The 22,544-nt window shown below is 73.5% G+C and carries 21 protein-coding genes; 12 read left to right on the plus strand and 9 right to left on the minus strand.

All coding sequences use genetic code 11. The features are described 5' to 3' along the window. Window positions 1-71: 71 nt before the first annotated feature. A complete protein-coding gene (locus tag ACLQ2W_RS16310) occupies window positions 72-1,271 on the plus strand; it encodes a glycosyltransferase (protein WP_425787147.1) in 1,200 nt (399 codons plus the stop codon). Here the strand turns inward: ACLQ2W_RS16310 and ACLQ2W_RS16315 are convergent. From ACLQ2W_RS16315 to ACLQ2W_RS16325, 3 genes are read right to left on the minus strand one after another with little or no spacing between them, the layout of a single operon-like run. Continuing rightward, window positions 1,220-2,230: an NAD-dependent epimerase/dehydratase family protein gene (locus tag ACLQ2W_RS16315; protein ID WP_425787148.1), complete on the minus strand. Its 1,011-nt coding sequence runs from the start codon at window positions 2,228-2,230 to the stop codon at window positions 1,220-1,222. The genes ACLQ2W_RS16310 and ACLQ2W_RS16315 overlap by 52 nt on opposite strands. 33 nt (window positions 2,231-2,263) lie before the next feature. After that, entirely contained in the window at window positions 2,264-3,202 is a 939-nt protein-coding gene (locus ACLQ2W_RS16320; RefSeq protein WP_425787149.1) for an NAD-dependent epimerase/dehydratase family protein, read from the minus strand. 21 nt (window positions 3,203-3,223) lie between these two features. Next, the gene (locus tag ACLQ2W_RS16325; RefSeq protein ID WP_425787150.1) at window positions 3,224-3,925 is read right to left on the minus strand and encodes a sugar transferase; all 702 of its coding nucleotides are present in this window, start codon (window positions 3,923-3,925) and stop codon (window positions 3,224-3,226) included. A 377-nt stretch (window positions 3,926-4,302) separates the two neighbouring features. Between ACLQ2W_RS16325 and ACLQ2W_RS16330 the strand changes: the two genes are divergently transcribed. Beyond that, window positions 4,303-5,028: a class I SAM-dependent methyltransferase gene (locus ACLQ2W_RS16330; RefSeq protein ID WP_425787151.1), complete on the plus strand. Its 726-nt coding sequence runs from the start codon at window positions 4,303-4,305 to the stop codon at window positions 5,026-5,028. A gap of 122 nt (window positions 5,029-5,150) precedes the next feature. After that, on the plus strand, window positions 5,151-6,017 hold the full coding sequence (locus ACLQ2W_RS16335; protein ID WP_425787429.1) for an NAD(+)/NADH kinase: 867 nt from the start codon (window positions 5,151-5,153) through the stop codon (window positions 6,015-6,017). A gap of 3 nt (window positions 6,018-6,020) precedes the next feature. On the opposite strand, the gene pgm is transcribed toward ACLQ2W_RS16335, so the two are convergent. After that, complete coding sequence (gene pgm, locus ACLQ2W_RS16340; RefSeq protein ID WP_425787152.1) at window positions 6,021-7,664, minus strand: phosphoglucomutase (alpha-D-glucose-1,6-bisphosphate-dependent); 1,644 nt, start codon at window positions 7,662-7,664, stop codon at window positions 6,021-6,023. Between the two features lie 32 nt (window positions 7,665-7,696). Continuing rightward, a complete protein-coding gene (glgC, locus tag ACLQ2W_RS16345; protein ID WP_425787153.1) occupies window positions 7,697-8,929 on the minus strand; it encodes a glucose-1-phosphate adenylyltransferase in 1,233 nt (410 codons plus the stop codon). 94 nt (window positions 8,930-9,023) lie between these two features. On the opposite strand from glgC, the gene glgA reads away from it, so the two are divergent. Both glgA and ACLQ2W_RS16355 read left to right on the plus strand, forming a co-directional pair. Further along, a complete protein-coding gene (gene glgA / locus ACLQ2W_RS16350) occupies window positions 9,024-10,229 on the plus strand; it encodes a glycogen synthase (RefSeq protein ID WP_425787154.1) in 1,206 nt (401 codons plus the stop codon). A gap of 94 nt (window positions 10,230-10,323) precedes the next feature. Next, window positions 10,324-11,097, plus strand: coding sequence for a phosphotransferase family protein (locus tag ACLQ2W_RS16355; protein WP_425787155.1), 774 nt, complete (start codon window positions 10,324-10,326; stop codon window positions 11,095-11,097). On the opposite strand, the gene ACLQ2W_RS16360 is transcribed toward ACLQ2W_RS16355, so the two are convergent. The 3 genes from ACLQ2W_RS16360 to ACLQ2W_RS16370 all read right to left on the minus strand — a co-directional run bounded on the left by ACLQ2W_RS16360 (window position 11,094) and on the right by ACLQ2W_RS16370 (window position 12,378). Then, a complete protein-coding gene (locus ACLQ2W_RS16360) occupies window positions 11,094-11,279 on the minus strand; it encodes a hypothetical protein (protein WP_425787156.1) in 186 nt (61 codons plus the stop codon). The two genes, ACLQ2W_RS16355 and ACLQ2W_RS16360, sit on opposite strands and share 4 nt — an antisense overlap. A gap of 108 nt (window positions 11,280-11,387) precedes the next feature. Further along, complete coding sequence (locus ACLQ2W_RS16365) at window positions 11,388-12,203, minus strand: helix-turn-helix domain-containing protein (RefSeq protein ID WP_425787157.1); 816 nt, start codon at window positions 12,201-12,203, stop codon at window positions 11,388-11,390. A gap of 16 nt (window positions 12,204-12,219) precedes the next feature. Next, the gene (locus ACLQ2W_RS16370) at window positions 12,220-12,378 is read right to left on the minus strand and encodes a hypothetical protein (RefSeq protein ID WP_425787158.1); all 159 of its coding nucleotides are present in this window, start codon (window positions 12,376-12,378) and stop codon (window positions 12,220-12,222) included. A gap of 170 nt (window positions 12,379-12,548) precedes the next feature. Between ACLQ2W_RS16370 and ACLQ2W_RS16375 the strand changes: the two genes are divergently transcribed. From ACLQ2W_RS16375 to glgB, 3 genes are all read left to right on the plus strand, one after another. Further along, a complete protein-coding gene (locus tag ACLQ2W_RS16375; RefSeq protein WP_425787159.1) occupies window positions 12,549-12,776 on the plus strand; it encodes a winged helix-turn-helix domain-containing protein in 228 nt (75 codons plus the stop codon). Between the two features lie 228 nt (window positions 12,777-13,004). Beyond that, entirely contained in the window at window positions 13,005-15,101 is a 2,097-nt protein-coding gene (locus ACLQ2W_RS16380) for a maltotransferase domain-containing protein (RefSeq protein WP_425787160.1), read from the plus strand. After that, window positions 15,089-17,191 (plus strand): 1,4-alpha-glucan branching protein GlgB, encoded by a 2,103-nt coding sequence (glgB, locus tag ACLQ2W_RS16385; RefSeq protein ID WP_425787161.1) that lies wholly within the window; start codon window positions 15,089-15,091, stop codon window positions 17,189-17,191. The genes ACLQ2W_RS16380 and glgB overlap by 13 nt, the downstream gene beginning before the upstream one ends. A 16-nt stretch (window positions 17,192-17,207) precedes the next feature. On the opposite strand, the gene ACLQ2W_RS16390 is transcribed toward glgB, so the two are convergent. After that, window positions 17,208-18,248 carry an App1 family protein gene (locus tag ACLQ2W_RS16390; protein WP_425787162.1) on the minus strand — a complete coding sequence of 347 codons (1,041 nt, stop codon included), beginning with the start codon at window positions 18,246-18,248 and terminating at the stop codon, window positions 17,208-17,210. A 120-nt stretch (window positions 18,249-18,368) separates the two neighbouring features. On the opposite strand from ACLQ2W_RS16390, the gene ACLQ2W_RS16395 reads away from it, so the two are divergent. From ACLQ2W_RS16395 to ACLQ2W_RS16410, 4 genes are all read left to right on the plus strand, one after another. Next, window positions 18,369-19,958, plus strand: coding sequence for a hypothetical protein (locus tag ACLQ2W_RS16395; RefSeq protein WP_425787163.1), 1,590 nt, complete (start codon window positions 18,369-18,371; stop codon window positions 19,956-19,958). Window positions 19,959-19,980: 22 nt separating this feature from the next. After that, complete coding sequence (yaaA, locus tag ACLQ2W_RS16400; protein ID WP_425787164.1) at window positions 19,981-20,778, plus strand: peroxide stress protein YaaA; 798 nt, start codon at window positions 19,981-19,983, stop codon at window positions 20,776-20,778. A 107-nt stretch (window positions 20,779-20,885) separates the two neighbouring features. Beyond that, window positions 20,886-21,536 carry a hypothetical protein gene (locus tag ACLQ2W_RS16405; RefSeq protein WP_405093432.1) on the plus strand — a complete coding sequence of 217 codons (651 nt, stop codon included), beginning with the start codon at window positions 20,886-20,888 and terminating at the stop codon, window positions 21,534-21,536. 55 nt (window positions 21,537-21,591) lie between these two features. Beyond that, on the plus strand, window positions 21,592-22,542 hold the full coding sequence (locus ACLQ2W_RS16410; RefSeq protein WP_425787165.1) for a TAXI family TRAP transporter solute-binding subunit: 951 nt from the start codon (window positions 21,592-21,594) through the stop codon (window positions 22,540-22,542). The last annotated feature ends 2 nt before the right edge of the window (window positions 22,543-22,544 follow it).

Below are 22,544 nucleotides of genomic sequence, written 5' to 3' on the forward strand. Positions count from 1 at the left end.
AGCGTCTGACTATTCTGATGGAACGCTGATGCACCCGGGGTAAGCCTGTCCGACTCTCGACGGGAGAACTGATGTCCAAAGTCGTCGTCACGTCGGAGCACCGGCTGCTGCGAACGCCCGACGGCCGCACCTGGATCGAGGCCGGACCCGACCATTCGATCTGGTCCCGTTATCTGGCCGCCTTCGACGAGGTCCGGCTGGTGTCCCGGGTACGCCATGTCGACGCCGCGCCGTCCGACGCCGGCCGGGTGGACGGACCTGGCGTCGAGGTGTGGGCGGTTCCGTACTACGAGGGTCCGGCACAGTTCACCCGGCACAACGTGGCGATCCGGCAGTCGATCGCCCGGGCGGTGGTGGACGCCGACTCGGTCATCCTCCGGGTGCCCTCACCGATCGCCACGATCGCCAGCGGTCGGTTGCGACGGCGGGGTCGGCCATACGCCGTCGAGGTCATCGGGGATCCGTACGACCTGTTCGCCCCCGGCGGGGTGCAGCACCCGGCGCGGCCCGCCCTGCGCTACTGGGCCACCACCACCATGCAGCAGCAGTGCCGCTCCGCCGCCGCCGTCTCCTACGAGACCGAGCACACGCTCCAACGGCGGTATCCGGCCGCCGCCGGCGCGCCCTCGGTCAGCATCTCGTCGGTGGACCTGCCCGCGGAGGCGTACGTCGACGAACCGCGGGCGCACACCGCGGCCCTGCCGGCGGCCCGGCTGCTCTGCGTCGGCTCGCTCGACCAGATGTACAAGGGCGTCGACACGCTGATCGACGCGCTCGTCGAACTGAACCGCACCGGCGAACGGCACGAACTGACCCATGTCGGCGTGGGGCGGTTCGCCGACCGGCTGCGCCGGTACGCCGACGAACGAGGAGTGGCCGGGCAGGTCACGTTCGCCGGTTGGGTGTCCTCCCCCACGGCCCTGCGCGAGGTGCTGGACCGGGCGGACGTGTTCGTGATGCCGTCGCGCACCGAGGGGCTGCCCCGGGCGTTGATCGAGGCGATGGCGCGGGGCCTGCCGGCGATCGGCTCGACCGCCGGGGGCATCCCGGAGCTGCTGGCCGAGGACGTCCTGGTCCGGCCGGACGACCCGGCGGCGCTGGCGGAGCGCATCCGGGCGCTGGTGGCCGATCCGGCGCGGCTGACCGAGGCGTCGCGGCGGAACCTGCGGCGCGCCCAGGACTACCGCGCCGACGTGCTCGACACCCGCCGGTCCGACTTCTACCGCACGGTACGCGCGCTGAGCGAGCCGCTGGGGGCCACCTCGCCGTGAACCCGGGCGGTGAGCGGGCCGAGCCGGGACCGCAGCCAGTCCACCGTGTGGCGCAGGCCGTCGGCGAAGGGCGCCGGGCGGATGCCGGGGAACAGCTCTCGCAGCAGCAGGTTGTCGGCCTGGGAGTGCCGCACGTCCCCGGGCCGGGGCGGCTCGTGCCGGACGGTGAGCGGCCGGTCCACGAGCAGGCGGAGCTCGTCCAGCACGGTGCGCAGGTCGGTGCGGGTGCCGAAGGCGAGGTTCACCGGCTGCGGGTGCGCGACGCGACGGAGCACCGCGTCGATCAGCACCTGGCAGACGGTCTCCACGTAGGTGAAGTCCCGGGACTGGCCGCCGTCACCGTGCACGGTGAGCGGCTCACCGACGAGTGCCGCGTACGCGAACCGGGGGATCACCGCGGCGTAGGCGTGGTCGTGACGTTGGCCGGGGCCGTAGATGTTGAAGAAGCGGAAGGCCAGGGCCGGCAGGCCGAAGCTGGACTGGAACGCCAACGCGTACGCCTCGGTGGCGAGCTTGCTGGCGCTGTACGGGCTCAGCGGTCGGGTCCAGTCCGTCTCGCTCTTGGGCAGCGCCGGATTGCTGCCGTACACCGACGACGAGGAGGCGACGATCACGTGGCCCACCTCGGCGTGCCGGGCGGCGTCGAGGACCGCCAACGTGCCGGTGGCGTTGGCGGCGTGCGAGGCCATCGGGTCGCGCAGCGAGCGCGGCACGCTCGGCAGGGCGGCCAGGTGCACGACGGCGTCCCGGTCGGCCATCGCCAGGTGCAGCGCCGACGGGTCGAGGATCGAGCCGCGGATGACCTCCACGTCGCAACCGTCCAGGTTGCTCTCCAGGCCGACGGAGAAGTCGTCGATCACCCGGATGTCGGCGAACGCGCCCCGGGCCAGGGCGGCCCGGACGAGGTTGCTGCCGACGAAGCCACCGCCGCCGGTGACCAGTACGCGGGTCGTACTCAACAATGTCCTCCTTCGTCGAGGTGGAAGTCGGTGTCAGGAGGTGACCGACTCGAACGCGAGGGTGTCGTTCGGCGCGGCCGGGGCACCCAGCCGGCCGGCCCACAGTCCGGCCAGGGAGTCGGCCAGCGAGTGCCGGGGAGACCACCCCAGCGCGTCGGCGGCCCGGCTGATGTCGGCGCGGGTCCAGGGCACCGCCGCGGACCGCTCGGCGGCCGGTGATCGCAGCCCGTCGACGATGTGCCCGGTGAACCCGGCCTGGCGGGCGAGCATCTCGACGGCCTCCCGGACGGCGACCGCCCGGCCGCTGCCCACGTTGAAGACGGGCGCCGGCAGACGATCGGCCCGCAGCGCCGCCAGCACCGCGCCCGCCACGTCGCGGACGTCGACGAAATCGCGGTGTGCGTCGCTGAGCCCCAGCTCGATCTGTCCGGCTCCGCTGGCCGACGCGGCTTTCAGCAGGTCGGCGGCGCGCCCCAGCACCGTGCCGTGGGGCGAACCCGGTCCGACGGGGTTGAAGACCCGCAGCACCACGGCGTCGACCTGGGGACGACCGGCGGCCAGCCGCACCAGGTCGGTCGCGGCGAGCTGACTGATCCCGTACTCGCTCACCGGGTGGGCCGGATCCGTCTCGGCCGCGTCACCGCCGTACGGGATGGTCCCGTACTCCGCCGCCGAGCCGATCCGGACCAGCCGGGTCCGCGGCGAGACCGCCTCGACCCCCTCGATCAGCTTGGCGGTGACCAGCGTGTGCGCCTCGATGAACTGGGCGGCGGTACCGACGATCCGCCCGGCGCAGTTGACCACCGCGTCGGGTCGCACCCGTCGCAGGAACGCGATCAGGTCCGCCCGGTCCAGCGCGACGAGGTCGCATTCCCGCCGGCTCGGCGCGACGACCGTGAAGTGCTCCGCGAGGACGACCCGGACCGCACGGCCGATGAAGCCGGACGCGCCGAAGAGCAGGATCCTGACCATGGGGCTCCCGTCGTGTCGAGATCAGCCGGACGAACGTGCCGATGTCGCCGCCGGGGACGAGCGACGGTCACTGGCGTCACGCTCGCTCGGGGTGCCCATGAACTCGTGCCAGGTGACGGTGCCGGGTGCCGAGATGCCCTCCCGACGCAGCACCACCTTGACGGTCTCGGCGAGGATCCGCAGGTCCAGGGCGAGGGACCGCCGGTCGACGTACTCCAGGTCGTACTCGAACTTCTTCTCCCAGCTCAACGCGTTGCGCCCGCGCACCTGCGCGAGACCGGTCAGACCGGGGCGGACCTCGTGGCGGCGGGCCTGTTCCGGGGTGTAACGCTCCAGGTAGCTGACCAGGTGCGGGCGGGGGCCCACCAGGCTCATCTCGCCGCGGAGCACGTTCCACAGCTCCGGCAGCTCGTCCAGGCTGCTGGCGCGGAGCCAGGCCCCGAGCCGGGTCAGCCGGTCGGCGTCGGTGACCAGGCCACGGCGGGGATCCAACGGCAGCATGGTGCGGAACTTGACGACGTCGAACAACGCACCGTCCAAGCCCGGCCGGGTGTGCCGGAACAGCACCGGACGCCCGTGCGTCGCCAGGATCACGCCCGCCACCAGCAGCATGAGCGGGGCCGCCAGGACGAGCAGGACGACGGCCAGCACGACGTCCATCACCCGCTTGACCGTGTCGTACGGGCGGGACCGCCGCTCCGGGGGGCGAGCGTGCGCAGTCATCGGCCGCGTCGGCGGCTGATCCCGCAGCGACCCACCGTCACCTGGCACGTGGACTCTCCTTGTCGTCTCCGGCGATGCACACCGTGGGCATTCTGCGTGATTGAACGCCACCAAGTGGGGCAAAGCGGGAGTTTTGGTCCCCAGCACGCTCATCCGCTCCCACCCGACCCACCACCTAACGACCACCGCGGCAGGAGGTCACGTCCGTCGGCGCGAGCGGCCGAGGCGACGCAACCGCGCTAAAGGGACAAATCCTCCGGTCGCCCATCACCGGACCGGACGACGACCGTTGATACGACGACAGGAGCGGGTCGAACGCCACCCGCAGGTCGGACGGTGATCCACGCTCCGCATCGCGATCACCCGGAAGGAGCACGATGAGCGCGCGCACCCTCGCCAGGACCGTCACCAAGGCCGTCCGGCGCCCCGTGCGTACCACCCGGGTCCTGCTGGACCGCCGGGCCTGGGCCGGCCTGGCCTGGTTCGTCCGCGACGCGCGGTCCTGGCAACCAGCGGACGCCGACCAGCTCGTGACCAGTCGCCGCTACCGCTCGTACAAGTCGTACGTGGCCCACCAACGCAGCAAGCTCGCGCTGCTGGACCTGTCGGAGTACGACCGGAGGTTCCGCGCCGCGTTGGCCGCCAGGCTGGCCGGGGAGGACTGGACGGGCCGATCGGTGCTCTGCCTCGCCGCCCGGCTCGGCACCGAGGTCAAGGCGTTCCACGACGTGGGCGCCTTCGCCGTCGGCATCGACCTGAACCCCGGCGCGGAGAACCCGTGGGTGCTGCACGGCGACTTCCACCATCTGGTCTTCCCCAACCGGTGCGTGGACGCCGTCTATTGCAACGCCCTCGACCACGCGCTCGACCTGGACCGCACGGTCGACGAGATTCGGCGGGTGCTCCGGCCCGACGGTCGGTTGATCGTGGACGCGCAGCAGGGCGTCGCCGACGCGGCCTTCGACGCGTGGGCCGCCACCGCCTGGAAAGAGACCGACGACCTGGTGAAGGCGATCGAGGCCCGCGGCATGACGCTCCTGGACCGCCACGGCATCACCGAGCCCTGGCCCGGTGAGCAGCTCGTCTTCGTCACCTCCCGCTGAGCCGCGCGGTCGCGGCCGTACACCCGGCGGGCCGCCCTCCGATGTGGTGAGCTGTATCGGTGGCGGGGTATGTGTTCGGGCTGGTGCTGCACCCGACTCGGGACGTCTCCGAGGTGGTGGAGATGATCGTGGGCTGGGCCACCCGGCACGGCAAGACGCTTGCCGTACGCGTCGAGGACCGGCACCGCGTGCCACCCTCGGTGACGGCGGTGCCCGCCCACGCGCTGGCCGCGCAGAGCGACGCGCTGATCAGCATCGGCGGGGACGGCACCATGCTCGGCGCGTTGCGGCTGGCCGTGCGGGACCCGAAGCCGGTGCTCGGGGTGCACCTGGGCCGGGTCGGTTTCCTGGTCGAGGTGCAGCCACCCGATCTGCCCCGGGCGCTGGAACGGCTGGTGGCGCACGACTTCACCATCGAGTCGCACGCCTGCCTGGCCTGTGACGTGTGCGGCGACGACGTGGTGGCGTTCAACGACATCGCGCTGGTCCGGCAGCCGGGGGCCGGCTTCGTCACCGCCACGCTCGCGGTGGACGGTCAGCGGTACGGCTACTACCGGTGCGACGCGATCGTGGTGAGCACGCCGACCGGATCGACCGCGTACAGCTACGCCGCCGGCGGCCCGCTGGTCTCGCCGGCCACGGAGGCGCTGGTGGTGACGCCGTCGGCGCCGATGGCCGGGATCTCCCGGTCGGTGCTGCTCTCCCCGCACGAGAGCGTCCACCTGGAGCTGCGCCCGGACTCGGCGCCGGTGGCGGTGGAGATGGACGGGCTGCTGATCCGCGAGGCGGCGACCGGCGGGTCGGTGCACGTCCGGTACGTCCGCGACGCCGGCCGGGTGGTCCGCCTCGACCCGCGCCGCTACCAGGAACGCAACCAGCTCAAGCTGAGCCTGCTGGACCTGCCGCTGCTGCCCGACCAGCTCCGCGAGCTGCTGCCGGACGGGCTGCGGGAGCAGCTCAACCGCCGTGAGCTGCCCCCGGACCGCTGACCGTCAGGCCGTGCCGAGCACGCCGTCGACCAGTGACTTCGCCTCGTCCTGGATGCGGGCCAGGTGCTCCGGCCCCTGGAACGACTCGGCATAGATCTTGTAGACGTCCTCGGTGCCCGACGGCCGGGCCGCGAACCAGCCCGACCCGGTGGTCACCTTCAGCCCGCCGATCGACGCGCCGTTGCCCGGGGCGCTGGTGAGCGTGGCGGTGATCGGCTCGCCGGCCAGTTCGGTGGCGGTCACCTGCTCCGGCGAGAGCTTGCCGAGGACGGCCTTCTGCTCCCGGCTGGCCGGGGCGTCGATCCGGGCGTAGGCGGGCGCGCCGAACCGCTCGGCCAGCTCGGCCCAGTGTTCGCTGGGCGTGCGCCCGGTCACCGCGATGATCTCGGCGGCCAGCAGGCAGAGCAGGATGCCGTCCTTGTCGGTGGTCCAGGTGCTGCCGTCGCGGCGCAGGAAGGACGCGCCGGCGCTCTCCTCGCCGCCGAAGCCGACCGTGCCGTCGAGCAGGCCGGGCACGAACCACTTGAAGCCGACCGGCACCTCCAGCAGCGGCCGGCCCAGGTCGGCCGCGACCCGGTCGATCATCGAGGAGGAGACAAGCGTCTTGCCCACCGCCGCGGCCGGGCTCCACCGCTCCCGGGTACGGAACAGGTGGCCGATCGCCACCGCCAGGTAGTGGTTGGGGTTCATCAGCCCGCCGTCGGGCGTGACGATGCCGTGGCGGTCGGCGTCGGCGTCGTTGCCGGTGGAGACCGCGAAGCGGTCCCGGGCGGCGATCAGCGAGGCCATCGCGTTCGGCGAGGAGCAGTCCATCCGGATCTTGCCGTCGCCGTCGAGCGTCATGAACCGCCAGGTCGGGTCCACCTCCGGGTTGATCACCGTGAGGTCGAGGCGGTGCCGCTCGGCGATCTCCCCCCAGTACGCCACGCTCGCCCCGCCCATCGGGTCGGCCCCGACGCGCACCCCGGCGTCCCGGATCGCGTCGATGTCCAGCACGGCGGGCAGGTCGTCGACGTACCGGGCGAGGAAGTCGTACTCCCCGGTGGTGTCGGCGGCGCGGGCCCGCGCGTACGGGATGCGCTTCACCTCCTTGAGCCCGGTGGCGAGGATGGCGTTCGCGCGGTCCTGGATCCACTTCGTGACGTCGGTGTCGGCCGGCCCGCCGTTGGTGGGGTTGTACTTGAACCCGCCGTCGGACGGCGGGTTGTGCGACGGCGTGATCACGATGCCGTCGGCGAGCCCGCCGGTGCGGCCCCGGTTGTGGGTGAGGATGGCGTGCGACGCCGCCGGGGTCGGGGTGTAGCCGTCCCGGCTGTCGCGCAGCACGGTGACGTCGTTCGCGGCCAGCACCTCCAGCGCGTCCGCCTCGGCCGGGGCGGAGAGCGCGTGGGTGTCCCGGGCCAGGAACAGCGGCCCGTCCACGCCGTGCTCCCGCCGGTAGTCGCAGAGCGCCTGGGTCACGGCGAGGATGTGGTCGGAGTTGAACGCGTTGCGCAGGCTCGACCCGCGGTGCCCGGAGGTGCCGAAGGAGACCTGCTGCGCCGGGTCGTCCGGGTCCGGGTGCTCGGCGTAGTAGGCGGTGACCAGCCGGGGCACGTCGACCAGGTCGGCGGGCTCGGCGGGCTGCCCGGCACGGGGGTGGGCCACTGCGGGATCCTCCTCGGGTTGGATGGGGCCGGTCAGGGCTCGACGCGCTGGCCCTTGCCGATGACGACGATGCCGTTGTCGGAGACGGTGTAGCGCTGGCGGTCCTTCTCCAGGTCGACACCGATCTCGGCGCCCTCCGGAACGTAGACGTTCTTGTCCAGGATCGCGCGGCGGACGACCGCGTGCCGGCCGATCTCCACGCCCTCCATCAGCACCGCGCCGTCGACGTGCGCCCAGGAGTGCACCTTGACCTTCGGCGAGACGACCGAGTTCTCCACCAGCGAGCCGGAGATCACCGCGCCGGGCGAGACCATCGAGCCGACCGCCCGGCCGACCCGCTCGCCCCACTGGTGGACGAACTTGGCCGGCGGGTACGGCGGCTGGTCGGTGTAGATCGGCCAGTCGAAGTTGTAGAGGTTGAACACCGGGTGCACGTTGATCAGATCCATGTGCGCGTCGTAGAACGAGTCGAGCGTCCCCACGTCGCGCCAGTAGCCGCGGTCCCGGTCGGTGCTGCCCGGCACCTCGTTGTCCTTGAAGTCGTAGACGTTGGCCTCGCCGCGCTCGACAAGCATCGGGATGATGCTGCCGCCCATGTCGTGCTTGCTCGTCTTGTCCTCCGCGTCGCGCTCGACCGCCTCGCAGAGCGCGCCCGTGGAGAACACGTAGTTGCCCATCGAGGCGTAGATCTGGTCGGGCGCGTCGGGCAGCCCCACCGCGTCGGTGGGCTTCTCCCGGAACGCCCGGATCCGCTTGCCGTCCTCGCCGACCTCGATCACGCCGAACTGGTCGGCCATGCTCAGCGGCTGGCGGATGCCGGCCACGGTCACCCCGGCGCCGGAGGCGATGTGGTCCTCCACCATCTGCCGGGGGTCCATCCGGTAGATGTGGTCGGCGCCGAAGACGATCACGTAGTCGGGCTGCTCGTCGTTGATCAGGTTGAAGCTCTGGTAGATCGCGTCGGCCGAGCCGGCGAACCACCACGGGCCGCGGCGCTGCTGCGCCGGCACCGGCGTGACGTAGTTGCCGAGCAGCGTCGACATCCGCCAGGTCTTGGTGATGTGACGGTCCAGGGAGTGGGACTTGTACTGGGTCAGCACGACGATCTTGAGAAAGCCGGCGTTCGCCAGGTTGGAGAGGACGAAGTCGACCATGCGGTACATCCCGCCGAAGGGGACGGCCGGCTTCGCCCGGTCGGTGGTCAGGGGCATCAGGCGCTTGCCCTCCCCGCCGGCCAGGACGATCGCGAGCACCTTGGCAGCCATGGTCAGACGCTATCCACCCGGACGCGACTTCACCACTCGGACGGCCACACTTGCGTACCCGGTGCGATCCGGCGGTCTGCACTAGGGTGCGGGCATGGCACCGATGCGCGTCGACCTGCTCACCCGTGAATACCCGCCGGAGGTCTACGGCGGGGCCGGGGTGCACGTGGAGTACCTGGCCCGCGAGCTGCGCCGCCTCGCCGACGTGCGGGTGCACTGCTTCGGCGCGCCGCGCGACGAGCCGGGCGTCACCGCGTACGCCGAGCCGGCCGGGCTGGCCGGCGCGAACGCCGCGCTGCGCGTCATGGGCGTCGACCTGGAGATGGCCGCCGGCACCGCCGGCACCGACGTGGTGCACAGCCACACCTGGTACGCCAACCTGGCCGGGCACACCGCGAAGCTGCTGCACGGGGTGCCGCACGTGGTGAGCGCGCACAGCCTGGAGCCGCTGCGCCCGTGGAAGGCCGAACAGCTCGGCGGCGGGTACGCGCTCTCCTCCTGGTGCGAGCGGACCGCGTACGAGAGCGCCGACGCGATCATCGCGGTGAGCGAGGGCATGCGGCGCGACGTGCTCACCGCGTACCCGGCGGTGGACCCGGACCGGGTACGGGTGGTCTACAACGGCATCGACACCGCGCAGTACGCCCCGGACCGGAACACCGACGTGCTCGACCGGCTCGGCATCGACCCGGCCCGACCCAGCGTGGTCTACGTCGGGCGGATCACCCGGCAGAAGGGCCTGCCGTACCTGCTACGCGCGGCCCGGGAGCTGCCCGCCGACACCCAGCTCGTGCTGCTGGCCGGCGCGCCGGACACCCCCGAGATCGGCGCCGAGGTCCAGGAGCTGGCCGCCGAGCTGCGGGCGAAGCGCTCGGGCGTGGTCTGGGTGGCGGCGATGCTGCCCAAGCACGAGGTGATCCAGGTGCTCACGCACGCCACGATCTTCGTCTGCCCGTCCGTCTACGAGCCGATGGGCATCGTCAACCTGGAGGCGATGGCCTGCGAGACGGCCGTGGTGGCCACCGCCACCGGCGGCATCCCGGAGGTCGTCGCCGACGGCGAGACCGGGCTGCTGGTGCCGATCGAGCAGGCCACCGACGGCTCCGGCACGCCACGTGACCCGGAACGCTTCGTGGCCGACCTGGCCGCCCGGATGAACGAACTGCTGGCCGACCCGGCGCGGATCGCGGCATTCGGCGCGGCCGGCCGACAGCGCGCCGTCGACCACTTCTCCTGGCCCGCAATCGCCACCCAAACCCTCGCCCTCTATCACTCCGTGAAAGGCGGGGCCCCTTCCTAACGCCTCCGGTAGAGGCGGGGCCCCTTGTTGACAGGTGTCGACCGGCCGGCAAACTCCGGCGACATCGGCGGCCGTCCCCGCCAGGATGGCCGACATGGCAGAGCCCGCCGGGACGTCCGGCACGCAGGACGTCGAGGTCGTCGTCGCCCACCGCCAGCGCGTGACGCTGCGCGTCGGCGACGTGTTCCTGAAGATCGACGGTGACCCGTCGCACGCCGACATCGAGGTGCGGGCGATGGCCCTGGCCCCGATACCGACCCCGGCGGTCCGCTGGCACGAGCCGCCCGTACTCGCGATCGCCGCCGTGCCCGGCACGGCGCTCGGCCTCCTCGGCGAACCGTCGGCCGCGTCGCCAGCGGCGTGGGCCGCCACGGGCGCCGCCGTCCGGCGGCTGCACGACGCGCCGTTACCGCCGTGGCCGGGCCGCCGGCTCGACGACGTGGCGGCGGAACTCGACCGCGAGTGCGCGTGGCTGCTCGCCAACGCCGTCCTGCCCGCCGAGGTGATCCGGCGTAACCGGGAGATCGCCGGGGCCGCGCTCCGGCCGCGGAAACCGGTGTTCGTCCACGGCGACCTCCAGATCACCCACGTGTTCGTCGACGGCGACGAGGTCACCGGCGTCATCGACTGGTCCGAGGCCGCTCCCGGGGACGCCATGGCCGACCTCGCGACGCTGACGCTCGGGCACGAGGAACGCCTGGATGACCTGCTCGCGGGCTACGGCGCCGACGCGGACCGGGAGGCGATCCGCGCCTGGTGGTCGCTGCGCAGCCTGCTGGCGTCGCGCTGGCTGATCGAGCACGGCTTCGACCCGGACGCGCCGGGGTGCGAGTTCGACGTGCTCCGGGCCCGGATGCGGGAACCCTAGGCGGGCCGGGCGGTGGCGAGACGGGGCAGGCCGGGCGGGGCGGCCGGCGACCGCGCCACCACGGCGATCAGATCCCGCGCGGCCGGCCGGTCGTGGACCTCGCCGCGCGCGGTGCGTTCGGCCTCCAGCAGCGCCCGACCGGCGCGGAGCCCGTCGCCCACCGAGGCGTGCAGCCGCGCCACGTCGAGCAGGTACGCGGCCCGGTGCTCGGCCGGCAGCCACCGCCACTCGTCGCCGGCGGTCAGCCGCTCGTGGCGTACCGTCGCCGCCGTGACCTCGCCGAGCGCCGCCTAGGCGACCACCCGCGCAGCCTCGATCGCCGCCCGGCTGATTTCCTTGTCGCCGGCCCGCTCCGCGCGGTCGAGCAGTTCGCGGGCGGCGGGCCCGTCCCCCTGAGCGGCGGCGGCGAGCGCGGCCTGCGACAGCAGCGCGCCGCGTAGGCCGGGGTCGTCGGCGCGGCGGGCGGCGACGAGTGCGGCGTCCCGCGCGGACCGTCGCCGGCCGACCGCCCGCAGTGCCTGGACCAGCGGCACGGTCGCAATGGCGGTGAGTCGCACGTCGGTGGCGGACCGGGCGACGGCGATCGCCCGGTCGGCGGCCAGCCAGGCAAGCTCCGCCCGGTCGAGCTTCACCAGTGTCAGGGCGACCAGCCCGTACGCCGGCACCAGCAGCGCGTCGGCCGTCGGGCCCGCGGGGACGGCGCGGGCGTCGTCCATCAGGTCGGGCAGCAGGGCGAGCAGCGCCGGATAGCGGGCATGCCGGTAGCTCTGCTCCGCGTGTTCCAGCCGGGCACGCAGCCGCGTCGGGTCGGGCGGTGGAGTGGCGGTCGGGAGGTGGTAGCGGGCGAGCGCGGCACGCAGGCGCTCCACGTCGACGACGGGGGCAGGCGACCGGTCCGGCGACTCGACGAGCAGGACCTCCAGGTCGATCCGGAGCGCGTCGGCGATCTCGCGGAGGTTGGACACCCGTTCCAGCCGGCGTACCCCGCGTTCGACCTTGTCCACCCAGCTTTTCGACTTGCCGAGGCGGTCGGCGAACTGCTGCTGCGTCAGGTTGCGCCGCACCCGCCACTGGGCGACGCGGCGACCCACCGGCAGCTCGTTCACCGCCGGCCCGTCCCGCTCACCGGAGCAACCCCAACAGCAACAGAGCGAGTACGAGCAACGCGACCGTCCCGCCGTAGGCGTACTGCCGCCGGGTCAGCGCCGCGCGTTCGGGTCGGGGTGGGCCGGGCACCCGGTCACCGTCCGGCACCCGCCCCTCATGCGGTAGCTCACGCATCCACGCCTCCTGAACGGTCGACCGGGAACTGAAGAATCGGGAGGATCCGTTGCTGACGAGAACACCCGACCACTCCAACCTAGAAGGCATAGCCTGCACAGTCGACAGAGCATGCACGGCGCGTCACTCCGAGTGCGAAGATCGGATCGCTGACGAGAGGTGGTGCCCCCATGCCGCAGACCCCGCTGTATGAGCAGATCATCGCCGATGTCACGGCCTCGATCCGTGCGGGCACCCTGCATCCCGGCGACAAGTTGCCGTCCATCGCCGAACTGCGTGAGCAGTACCAGTCGAGTGCCTGGCCGGTCCGATACGCACTGCGCATCCTGGACGAGCGGGGCTGGATCATCACGCACCAGGGCAAGGGCTCGTTCGTGGCCCCGAAACCACCCGCCTGAGCCGGGCGCGAGACGCCGTAGCGGCGCAGTGGGTGTGCGCGCAGCGCTACGAACTTGATGGCGTGGACGAGTCACGAGGCGAACCGTTTACGCCATCAAGTTGGTAGGGCCGGCACGCGACAGGTGCCTGCGCACGCCGGAGACGCCCTTCGCGCGGCAGTAGGGCACCGACGGGGGCATCGGGGACGCTGCCGAGCGCGAGACGATCTCGCGCAGTAGGTTGGGCGGGTGACTGGACGGTTCCCGATCGAAGACGTCTCCCCCGTCGTCGCCTGCGGTCGCTACCCGGCCAAGGCGGTGGTCGGCGAGGTCGTGCCGGTGTCCGCCCGCGCCTACCGCGAGGGCCACGACGCGCTCGGCTGCAACGTGGTCTGGCTCGGCCCGGACGGCGCGGCCCGCCCGTTCACCCGGATGCGTCCCGGCGAGCCGGGACAGGACCGCTGGCACGCCACCATCTGCCCGGACGCGGTCGGCGAGTGGCGGTTCGCCGTCGAGGCGTTCGGAGATCCATACCTCACCTGGCAGAACGCGGTGACCAAGAAACTGGCCGCCGGGCAGGGGCCGGCCGAGCTGGCCAACGACCTGGCCGAGGGCGCGCGGGTGCTGACCGCCGCGCTCGACCTGGTGCCGAAGACCGACCGCGATCGGGTACGCGAAGCCGCAGAGGCGCTGACCGACGACGCCAGAAGCCTGCCCCACCGGGTGAGCGCGGCGCTGGACCTCGCGCCGCTGCTCTGGGCGTACCCGGTCCGTGAGCTGGTCACCACCGGCGACGAGCGGACGCTGTGGGTGGACCGGCCGCGCGCGTTGTTCTCCGCCTGGTACGAGTTCTTCCCCCGTTCCGAGGGCGCGATCCCGGCCACCGTGGACGCGCCGGCCCGCTCCGGCACGTTCGTCACCGCGCTCGACCGGCTGCCCGGCGTGGCCGCGATGGGCTTCGACGTGCTCTACCTGCCGCCGATCCACCCGATCGGCCGGGTCAACCGCAAGGGCCGCAACAACGCGCTCACCGCCGGGCCGGACGACGTGGGCTCGCCGTGGGCGATCGGCGCGGCCGAGGGCGGCCACGACGCCATCCACCCCGACCTGGGTACGCCGGAGGACTTCCGCGACTTCGTCGCCGCCGCCGCCGAGCAGGGCCTGGAGGTGGCGATGGACCTGGCGTTGCAGTGCGCGCCGGACCACCCGTGGGTCACCGAGCACCCGGAGTGGTTCACCACCCGCGCCGACGGCAGCATCGCGTACGCGGAGAACCCGCCGAAGAAGTACCAGGACATCTACCCGGTGAACTTCGACAACGACCCGGAGGGCATCCGGGCCGAGGTGCTGCGGGTGGTCCGGCACTGGGTCGGCGAGGGCGTGAAGATCTTCCGGGTCGACAACCCGCACACCAAGCCGTTCGACTTCTGGCACTGGCTGATCGCCGAGGTGAAGCGCGTCGACCCGGACGTGTTGTTCCTGGCCGAGGCGTTCACCCGCCCGGCGATCATGCACGGGCTGGGCAAGATCGGCTTCACCCAGTCGTACACCTATTTCACCTGGCGCACGACGGCGGCCGAGATGCGGGAGTACTGCGAGGAGCTGGTCGCCTCGGCGGACTGGATGCGGCCGAACTTCTGGCCCAACACGCCCGACATCCTGCACGAGTCGTTGCAGCACGGCGGGCCGCCGATGTTCAAGATCCGGGCGGTGCTGGCCGCGCTGCTCAGCCCCTCCTGGGGCATGTACGCCGGCTTCGAGCTGTTCGAGCACGTCGCGCGTCCGGGCGCCGAGGAGTACCTGGACAACGAGAAGTACGAGCTGCGGCCCCGCGACTGGGCCGGCGCGCTGGCGCGCGGGCGGTCGCTGGCGCCGTTCATCACCACGCTCAACCGGGTCCGGCGCGACAACCCGGCCCTGCACCAGCTCCGCAACCTGCGTTTCCACGACATCGACAACCCGGCGCTGCTGTGCTGGTCGAAGCACGACCCGGCGACCGGCAACACGGTGATCGTGGTCTGCTCGTTCGACTCCCGCACGGTGCAGTGGGGCAACACCACGCTCGACATGCCGGCGCTCGGGTTCGACTGGCACGAGCGGTTCACCGTGCGCGACGAGCTGACCGGCGCGGAGTACGACTGGGGGCAGCGCAACGCGGTGCGCCTCGACCCGTACCTGCAACCGGCGCACGTGTTGACCGTGCGTCAGCCCGCGCCACCGGCCGACGCCGAGCCGGCGCACCAGGCGACGCCCGACCTGACCGTCGAAGACGTACCCGCCGACCTCTCCGGCGGCACCGCACCGACCGCACCGGCCGAGAAGGACGACGCACGATGGACCAGCTGATCGCCGGCGAGGCGCACGACCCGCACGCCGTGCTCGGCGCGCACCCGGCCGACGGGAGCACCACGATCCGCACGCTGCGCCGGGGCGCGGGTGAGGTGACGCTGCTCGTCGACGGGGAACGGCACCCGATGAAGCGGGTGCACGACGTCGGCGTCTTCGAGTCGGTGGTGCCCGGCGAGGTGCTCGACTACCGGGTCGAGGTGGACGGCGCGACACTCGACGACCCGTACCGTTACCCGCCCACGCTCGGCGACCTGGACCTGCACCTGATCGGCGAGGGGCGGCACGAGCGGCTCTGGTCGGCGCTCGGCGCCCGGGCCTTCGACGAGGGCGTGGCGTTCACGGTCTGGGCGCCCAACGCGCGCGGCGTGCGGGTGGTCGGCGACTTCACCGGCTGGGGGCCGGACGACGGCTGGCCGATGCGCTCGCTCGGGTCCAGCGGCGTGTGGGAGGTCTTCCTGCCCGGCGTGCCGGCCGGCAGCCGCTACAAGTACCGCATTCTCGGCGCCGACGGCCGGTGGCGGGACAAGGCCGACCCGATGGCCACCCGCACCGAGGTGCCGCCGGCCACCGCGTCGGTGGTGCACCATTCGGCGTACGCGTGGGGCGACGCGGAGTGGCTGGAGCGCCGGGCGACGCGGCGACCGCACGAGGAGCCGATGAGCGTGTACGAGGTGCACCTGGGCTCGTGGCGGCCCGGCCTCGGCTACCGCGAGCTGGCCGAGCAGTTGACCGCGTACGTCACCGAGATGGGCTTCACGCACGTGGAGCTGCTGCCGGTGATGGAGCACCCGTACGGCGGCTCGTGGGGTTACCAGGTCACCGGCTTCTACGCGCCCACCGCCCGCTTCGGCGACCCGGACGACTTCCGCCACCTGGTCGACCGGCTGCACGCCGCCGGCATCGGGGTCATCCTCGACTGGGTGCCGGGGCACTTCGCCACCGACGAGTGGGCCCTCGCGCGCTTCGACGGCGCCCCGCTCTACGAGCACCCCGACCCGCGCCGCGGCGAGCAGCCCGACTGGGGCACGTACGTCTTCGACTTCGGGCGCAACGAGGTGCGCAACTTCCTGGTCGCCAACGCGCTCTACTGGCTGGACGAGTTCCACGTCGACGGGCTGCGGGTCGACGCGGTCGCCTCGATGCTGTACCTCGACTACTCCCGGCCGGAGGGGCAGTGGGCCCCGAACGTGCACGGCGGCCGGGAGAACCTGGAGGCCATCGCGCTGCTCCAGGAGGTCAACGCGACCGCCTACCGGCACCATCCGGGCGTGCTGATGGTCGCCGAGGAGTCCACCGCCTGGCCGGGCGTGACGCGGCCGACCTCGGACGGCGGGCTCGGCTTCGGGTTCAAGTGGAACATGGGCTGGATGCACGACACCCTGCTCTACACCTCGAAGGACCCGATCTACCGCCAGCACCACCACCACCAGCTCACGTTCTCCCTGGCGTACGCGTGGAGCGAGAACTACGTGCTGCCGATCAGCCACGACGAGGTGGTGCACGGCAAGGGCTCGCTCGCGGGCAAGATGCCGGGCGACACCTGGCAGCGGCTGGCGAACGTGCGGGCGCTGCTGGCGTACATGTGGGCGCACCCGGGCAAGCAGTTGCTCTTCATGGGCTGCGAGCTGGCCGACGACCGGGAGTGGAGCGAGGAACGCGGCCTCGACTGGTACCTGACCCACGACCCGGCCCGCGCCGGCGTGCAGCGCCTGGTCGCCGACCTGAACCGCGCCTACCGGGCCACGCCGGCGCTCTGGGCGCAGGACACCGACCCGGCCGGGTTCCGCTGGATCGCCGGGGACGACGTCGCCAACAACGCGGTCTCGTTCATCCGGATCGCCCCGGACGGCGGGACGCTGGTGTGCGTGGCGAACTTCTCCGCGACGCCGCTGGCGGACTACCGGATCGGCCTGCCGGCGGGCGGCACCTGGACCGAGGCGCTGAACACCGACGCCCACCACTACGGCGGGTCGGGGGTGGGCAACCTGGGCGAGGTGCACGCGGAGAACGTCCCGTGGCACGGCCTGCCCGCCTCGGCGGCCCTCCAGGTCCCCCCGCTCGGCGTCCTCTGGCTCCGCCAGAACTGACCCCGGAGCCCGGCGGTCAGACCAGGTCGGCTTCGCGGAGGAGTTTCCACAGGCCGGCGCCGTCGGGGGCGCTGAGCCACTTCTGGCCGATCGGGCCGGAGGAGGACCGTCCCTGCGGCGCGGGGAGGCTGCCGGCGAGCACGGACTGCGTCGGCGAGAGTCGCCGGATCGCCACGCCGGCCACATTGTCCGGATGGGCGGCCGCGAACTCCCGGTAGATCTCCGGGTCGTGCTGCCCGTCGTCGCCGATCAGCAGCCAGCGCACCTCGGGGAACTCCCGGGACAGCCGGGCCAGCGTGGCCCGCTTGTGCTCCCGCCCGCTGCGGAACCAGCGGTCGGCGGTCGGCCCCCAGTCGGTGAGCAGCAGCGGCCCGGCCGGGTACAGGTGCCGGGACAGGAACCGGGTCAGCGTCGGCGCGACGTTCCAGGCGCCGGTGGAGAGGTAGAAGACCGGCGCGCCCGGGTGGGCGGTGGCCAGGCGCTCGTAGAGCACCGCCATGCCGGGCACGGCGTTGCGGGCGTGCTCGTCGAGCACGAACGTGTTCCACGCGGCGAGCATCGGCCGGGGCAGCGCGGTCACCATGACCGTGTCGTCGATGTCGGAGAGGATGCCGAACCGGACGTTCGGGTCGAGGACGCGCACCAGCGCCTCCACCGGCTCGGCGTCCGCCACGCTCAGGCGTACGCAGCCCCAGCCGGGCGTGAAGTCACCCTCGACGACGGTGTCGACGAAACCGCTGCGGTCCGCGGTGACCTCGTGGCGCACGCCGTTGACCTCGATGGTCACCCGGGCGTGCTTGGCCGGCAGCGTGGCGAAGCTGCGCCAGCCGCGCACCTTGTCCAGCCGGCCCCGGCGGCGGGTGTCCGGTCGGCCCAGCAGCACGCGGCAGAGCACCCGCGCCCAGCCCGGCGCGCCGTAGCCGGCGTACGCGATGATGTTGGGCTGCCACCCGGTGCGCCGCAACCGGCGCTCCACCAGGCCGTGCAGCGCGTCCTCGATGCGCGCGGCGCGGTGCAGTTGGGGCACGGCGAGCTGGTCCGGTGGTGTGGGCGGCACGTGCCAACCCTGCCACAACCGGCCGGGCCCGGCCACGCGAGTGATCTCCGCCGATCCGCCCCGGCACCGGGTGAGCAGCGTGTCAGACTGCGGTCGAGGGCGACGACGGGGGCCTGGGTCGTGTCGACAGCGAAGCGCAACCCGGACGCGCCGGCGCTGGTGGCGTTGCTGCTCGGCGCGGCCGGGGTCGGCTACCGACTGGTGCTGACCCTGTTCACGGTGCCCGCCTCGAACAGCGACGAGGCCACGTTCGGCCTGGCCGCGCTGCACATCGCCGACGGCCACGAACGGCCGGTCTTCCTCTACGGCCAGCGCTACATGGGGATGCTGGAGTCGTACCTGGCCGCGCCGCTGGTGGGCTGGGCCGGGGCGAGCTGGCCGGTGCTGCGGCTGCCACTGCTCGCGCTCTACGCGGTCTTCCTGTGGCTGGCGTACCGGTTGACACGCCGGCTCTTCTCCCCCGGGCTGGCGGTGGCCGTGGTGGGCCTGCTGGCGCTCGGCTCGGAGCGGGTGGTCCGGGACCAGCTCACCGTGGTCGGCGGCCGGCCCGAGGTCAAACCGGCGGTCCTGGCGTTGCTGCTGCTCGCGGTCGCGCTCGGCGAGCGGCGGGTCCGGCACCGCTGGCTCGCCACCGGCGCGTTCGGCCTGCTCACCGGGCTGGCGCTCTGGTCGGACTGGCTGATCACGCCCTACCTGCTGGCGGCCGGCGTGGTGCTGGTGCTGGCCGCGCCCCGGGACCTGATCGGCTGGCCGGGCGTGCTGCTGGTCGTCGGTTTCCTGGCCGGCGTCGCACCGATGATCAAGGACAACGTGGTGGCGCCGCCCGGGCAGGACTCCCTGTCGGTGTTCCGGGAGATCAGCACGAAGGAGGGCGTCGCCCCGTCGCTCACGGCGCGGCTGCACGGCGGGCTGCTGGAGGGGGTGCCGCTGGCGTCCGGGCTCTGCCCGATGGACGGCTGCGCGCGCTGGGCGCAGTGGTTCGGCGTGCTCTACCCGGTGCTGCTGGTGACCGCCGCCGGGCTCGGCGTGGTCGCGTACCGCCGGGCCGGGGACCCGGCCGCGCGGGTCCGGGCCACGACGATCCTCGCGCTGGTCGCCGGCGCCGCGTTGACGCTGCTGGCGTACGTGCGCAGCCCGCTCGCCGCCACCGACCCGCTGGGCGACGCGCGTTACCTGTCGGTGCTCCAGGTGTCGCTGCCGGCGGTGCTCTGGCCGCTCTGGCGGGCCGCCGCGCCCGCGCTGCGGGCCACCGCCGGTCGGGCGGACCGGCTGCGCGGCGGGCCGGCCGCCGTGCTGCTGGCCGGGCTGACCGCCGCCACGCTGGCCGGCACCGCGACGTTCCTGGTCGGCCTGCCCGGGATCCGCGCCGACGAGCGGGACGCCCGCCGGCTGGCCGGCGCGGTGCGGCGCGCCGGGCTGCACGAGGTGTACGGCGACTACTGGACCTGCAACCGGCTGATCTTCAACACCGGCGAGGCGGTGGCCTGCGGCGTGCTGGACGGCAACCTGACCCCGGGGCAGAACCGCTACCCGGCGTACTGGCAGCGGGTGGCCCGGGCGGCCCGCCCCGGGTACGTGGTGGCGGTCGGGTCGCCGGCCGAACGCGCCCTGCGGCGGCTGCTGGGCGGGCGGGCCGACGCGGCGGTGGTGGCCGAGGTGGGGCGCAGTCGCGTGTACCACCCGGAGCGTGCCGTGCGACCGTGGCGCTGACGCCCGCCCGTACGCTGTGCCGATGCTCATCCTGCTGCCCCCGTCCGAGGGCAAGGCCGACGCCGGCACCGGCCGCCGGCTGGACCTGTCCCGGCTCTCCCTGCCCGAGCTGAACCCGGCCCGGGACGCGGTGCTGGACGCGCTCGTCGCGCTGTGCGCCGGGCCGGACGAGACCGCCGCCCGGGACGCGCTGGGGCTGAGCGAGGGACAGCGCGGCGAGCTGCGCCGCAACGCGCGCCTGCGGGTGGCGGCGACCGCACCGGCCGGGCGGCTCTACACCGGGGTGCTCTACGAGGCGCTCGACCTGGCCACGCTTGCCCCGGCGGCGCAGCGGGCCGCCCGCCGGTCGGTGCTGATCAGCTCCGGCCTGTGGGGCGCGGTGCGGCTCACCGACCGGGTGCCGCCGTACCGCTGCCCGGTCGGGGCACGGCTGCCGGGGATCGGGGCGCTGTCGGCGTACTGGCGGGCCGCGCTGGACCCGGCCGTGACGGCGGCGGCGGGTCGCGGCCCGGTGCTGGACCTGCGCTCCGGCGCGTACGCGGCCACCTGGACGCCGTCGGGCCCGCTCGCCGACCGGACGGTGACGGTGCGGGTGCTGCACGAACGGCTGGTGGACGGCACCCCGTCCCGGTCCGTGGTGAGCCACTTCAACAAGGCCACCAAGGGCCGGCTGGTCCGGGACCTGCTCGTCGCCGACGCCCGCCCGCGCAGCGCCGCCGCGCTGGTGGGGGCGTTGCGCGAGCTGGGGCACACGGTCGAGGAGGGCCCCCGCACGCCCGGCCGGCCCCGGTTGCTCGACGTGGTCGTCACCGAACTCTGAGCGCGGCTTCGCGCAAGTTTTGCTCAAGGCTCGGGCGCAGCGGTTCCCCGGCCCGGCGGTGCGGGCCACGGTAGAGGGGCCACGACGCCGACCAAGGAGCTGTGCCGATGCTCTCCGAGCCCACCACGCTGCTCGACCGGCCGCGCCCGTCGTCGCCCCCACCGCTGGACTGGCCGACCCTGACCGACGCCTTCGAACTCGCCTGCCTGGTGCGCTGCACGACGCCGCCGGCCGCGCACGTCCGCCGGCTCGACGTCGACCCGTACCGGGGCGGGATCGCCGAGTTCAACCGGGAGGACGCGGCGCACCGGATGCGGCACCTGCTGCGCCGGCTCGACGTGCCGGTCGCGCACGAGCTGACCACCGGTGGGCTGCGCCGCCGGTACGAGCTGCACCGGCTGTCGGTGCTCCCGGAGCACCGGTCGACATACGCGAACCTGCTGGCGGCAGGCTGGCGGCAGGGCCGTCGCGAGCTGCTCGGCGGGCCGTTCCCGGGCGCGTCGACGGCCCGCCGCGTCTGGCGTCCCCGGCTGGCCACCGCGGTCTGGCGGGCCGCGCTGCTCGCCGGCGGCCGGCACGTACGCCGGCACTGCCTCGGCATCCGGCTCACCGACCGGGACCTGGCGGCGGTGCTGGTGCGCGGCGCGGCGCTGCTGGAGGTGCCGGCGGCGTTGCGACCGGGTTCGGGCTGTTTCCTGGTGAGCGTCGCCAACGGCGAGCACCGGGCCCGGATCACCGAGAGCGCCGCCCTGGGCTGACCGGTCCCGGCGGCGGGCTTGCGCGGCGGCGGGTGCACGGCGCAGAGTGCAGCGCGTGAACCGACACTGGTCTGCGCGCGGCCGGCGCCGGATCGCGGCCCCGCTGGCGTTGCTGCTGCTCGTCGCCGGGGTGGCCGGTTGCCGGGACGAGCCCACCGAACCGGTGCGGATCCGGATCGCCACCGGCAGCCCGACCGCCGTCTACCATGCCTTCGGCCAGTCGCTCGCCGCGCTGCTCAACCGGGAGCTGCCCGGGGTGCGGGCGGACGTGGTGGTGACCGCCGCCTCCGCGCAGAACGTCCGGCTGGTCGGCGCCGGTGACGCGGAGCTGGGCTTCACCCAGGCCGACGTGCTGCCGCCCCGGGAGCCGGCCCACCCGGCCGTGCTCGCCGTGGCCCGCGTCTACGACGACCTGCTGCACCTGGTGACCACCGCCGGCGGCCCGGTTCGCACGCTGGCCGACCTGCGGGGCCGGCGGGTCTCGGTGGGCGCCGACGGCTCCGGCACCGAGGTGACCGCCACCCGGCTGCTGGAGGTGGCGCAGCTCGGCGGCGCCCGGATCCGCCAGGAGCACCTGGGGCTGGACGACTCGGTGGCCGCGCTGCGCGAGGGGCGGATCGACGCGTTCTTCTTCTCCGGCGGCCTGCCGGTGCGGGGCGTCGCCGAGCTGGCCCACCGCACCGCACTGCGGATGGTGGACCTGGGCGACTGGACCGAGCCGCTGCGGCGCGCGTACGGGCAGGTCTACGTCACCCGGGACATTCCCCGCTCGGTCTACCAGGCGGAGCCGGTCAGCACGGTGGCCAACCCGAACTACCTGATCGTCCGCGCCAGCCTCCCCGCCGACCTGGTGCGCGAGGTGACCCGGCTGCTGATGGAACGCCGGGAGGAGCTGGCCGCGGCGCATCCGGCGGCCGGCCGGATGAGCCCCCGGTCGGCGATCGTGACCACCCCGCTGCCGCTGCACCCGGGCGCGGCCCGGTGGTACCGCGACGCCAAGCCCTGACC

The organism is Micromonospora sp. DT227 (assembly GCF_049841835.1).
In the GTDB taxonomy this organism is placed as follows: Bacteria; Actinomycetota; Actinomycetes; order Mycobacteriales; family Micromonosporaceae; genus Micromonospora.

What these genes read in the sequence shown, in the direction of transcription:
- ACLQ2W_RS16325 (WP_425787150.1), bottom strand. Translation starts at nt 3,925, where the DNA reads ATGACTGCGCACGCTCGCCCCCCGGAGCGGCGGTCCCGCCCGTACGAC.
- ACLQ2W_RS16355 (WP_425787155.1), top strand. Translation starts at nt 10,324, where the DNA reads ATGGCAGAGCCCGCCGGGACGTCCGGCACGCAGGACGTCGAGGTCGTC.
- ACLQ2W_RS16405 (WP_405093432.1), top strand. Translation starts at nt 20,886, where the DNA reads ATGCTCTCCGAGCCCACCACGCTGCTCGACCGGCCGCGCCCGTCGTCG.
- ACLQ2W_RS16370 (WP_425787158.1), bottom strand. Translation starts at nt 12,378, where the DNA reads ATGCGTGAGCTACCGCATGAGGGGCGGGTGCCGGACGGTGACCGGGTG.
- ACLQ2W_RS16375 (WP_425787159.1), top strand. Translation starts at nt 12,549, where the DNA reads ATGCCGCAGACCCCGCTGTATGAGCAGATCATCGCCGATGTCACGGCC.
- ACLQ2W_RS16335 (WP_425787429.1), top strand. Translation starts at nt 5,151, where the DNA reads ATGATCGTGGGCTGGGCCACCCGGCACGGCAAGACGCTTGCCGTACGC.
- glgC (WP_425787153.1), bottom strand. Translation starts at nt 8,929, where the DNA reads ATGGCTGCCAAGGTGCTCGCGATCGTCCTGGCCGGCGGGGAGGGCAAG.
- ACLQ2W_RS16330 (WP_425787151.1), top strand. Translation starts at nt 4,303, where the DNA reads ATGAGCGCGCGCACCCTCGCCAGGACCGTCACCAAGGCCGTCCGGCGC.
- ACLQ2W_RS16320 (WP_425787149.1), bottom strand. Translation starts at nt 3,202, where the DNA reads ATGGTCAGGATCCTGCTCTTCGGCGCGTCCGGCTTCATCGGCCGTGCG.
- ACLQ2W_RS16310 (WP_425787147.1), top strand. Translation starts at nt 72, where the DNA reads ATGTCCAAAGTCGTCGTCACGTCGGAGCACCGGCTGCTGCGAACGCCC.
- yaaA (WP_425787164.1), top strand. Translation starts at nt 19,981, where the DNA reads ATGCTCATCCTGCTGCCCCCGTCCGAGGGCAAGGCCGACGCCGGCACC.
- glgA (WP_425787154.1), top strand. Translation starts at nt 9,024, where the DNA reads ATGGCACCGATGCGCGTCGACCTGCTCACCCGTGAATACCCGCCGGAG.
- glgB (WP_425787161.1), top strand. Translation starts at nt 15,089, where the DNA reads ATGGACCAGCTGATCGCCGGCGAGGCGCACGACCCGCACGCCGTGCTC.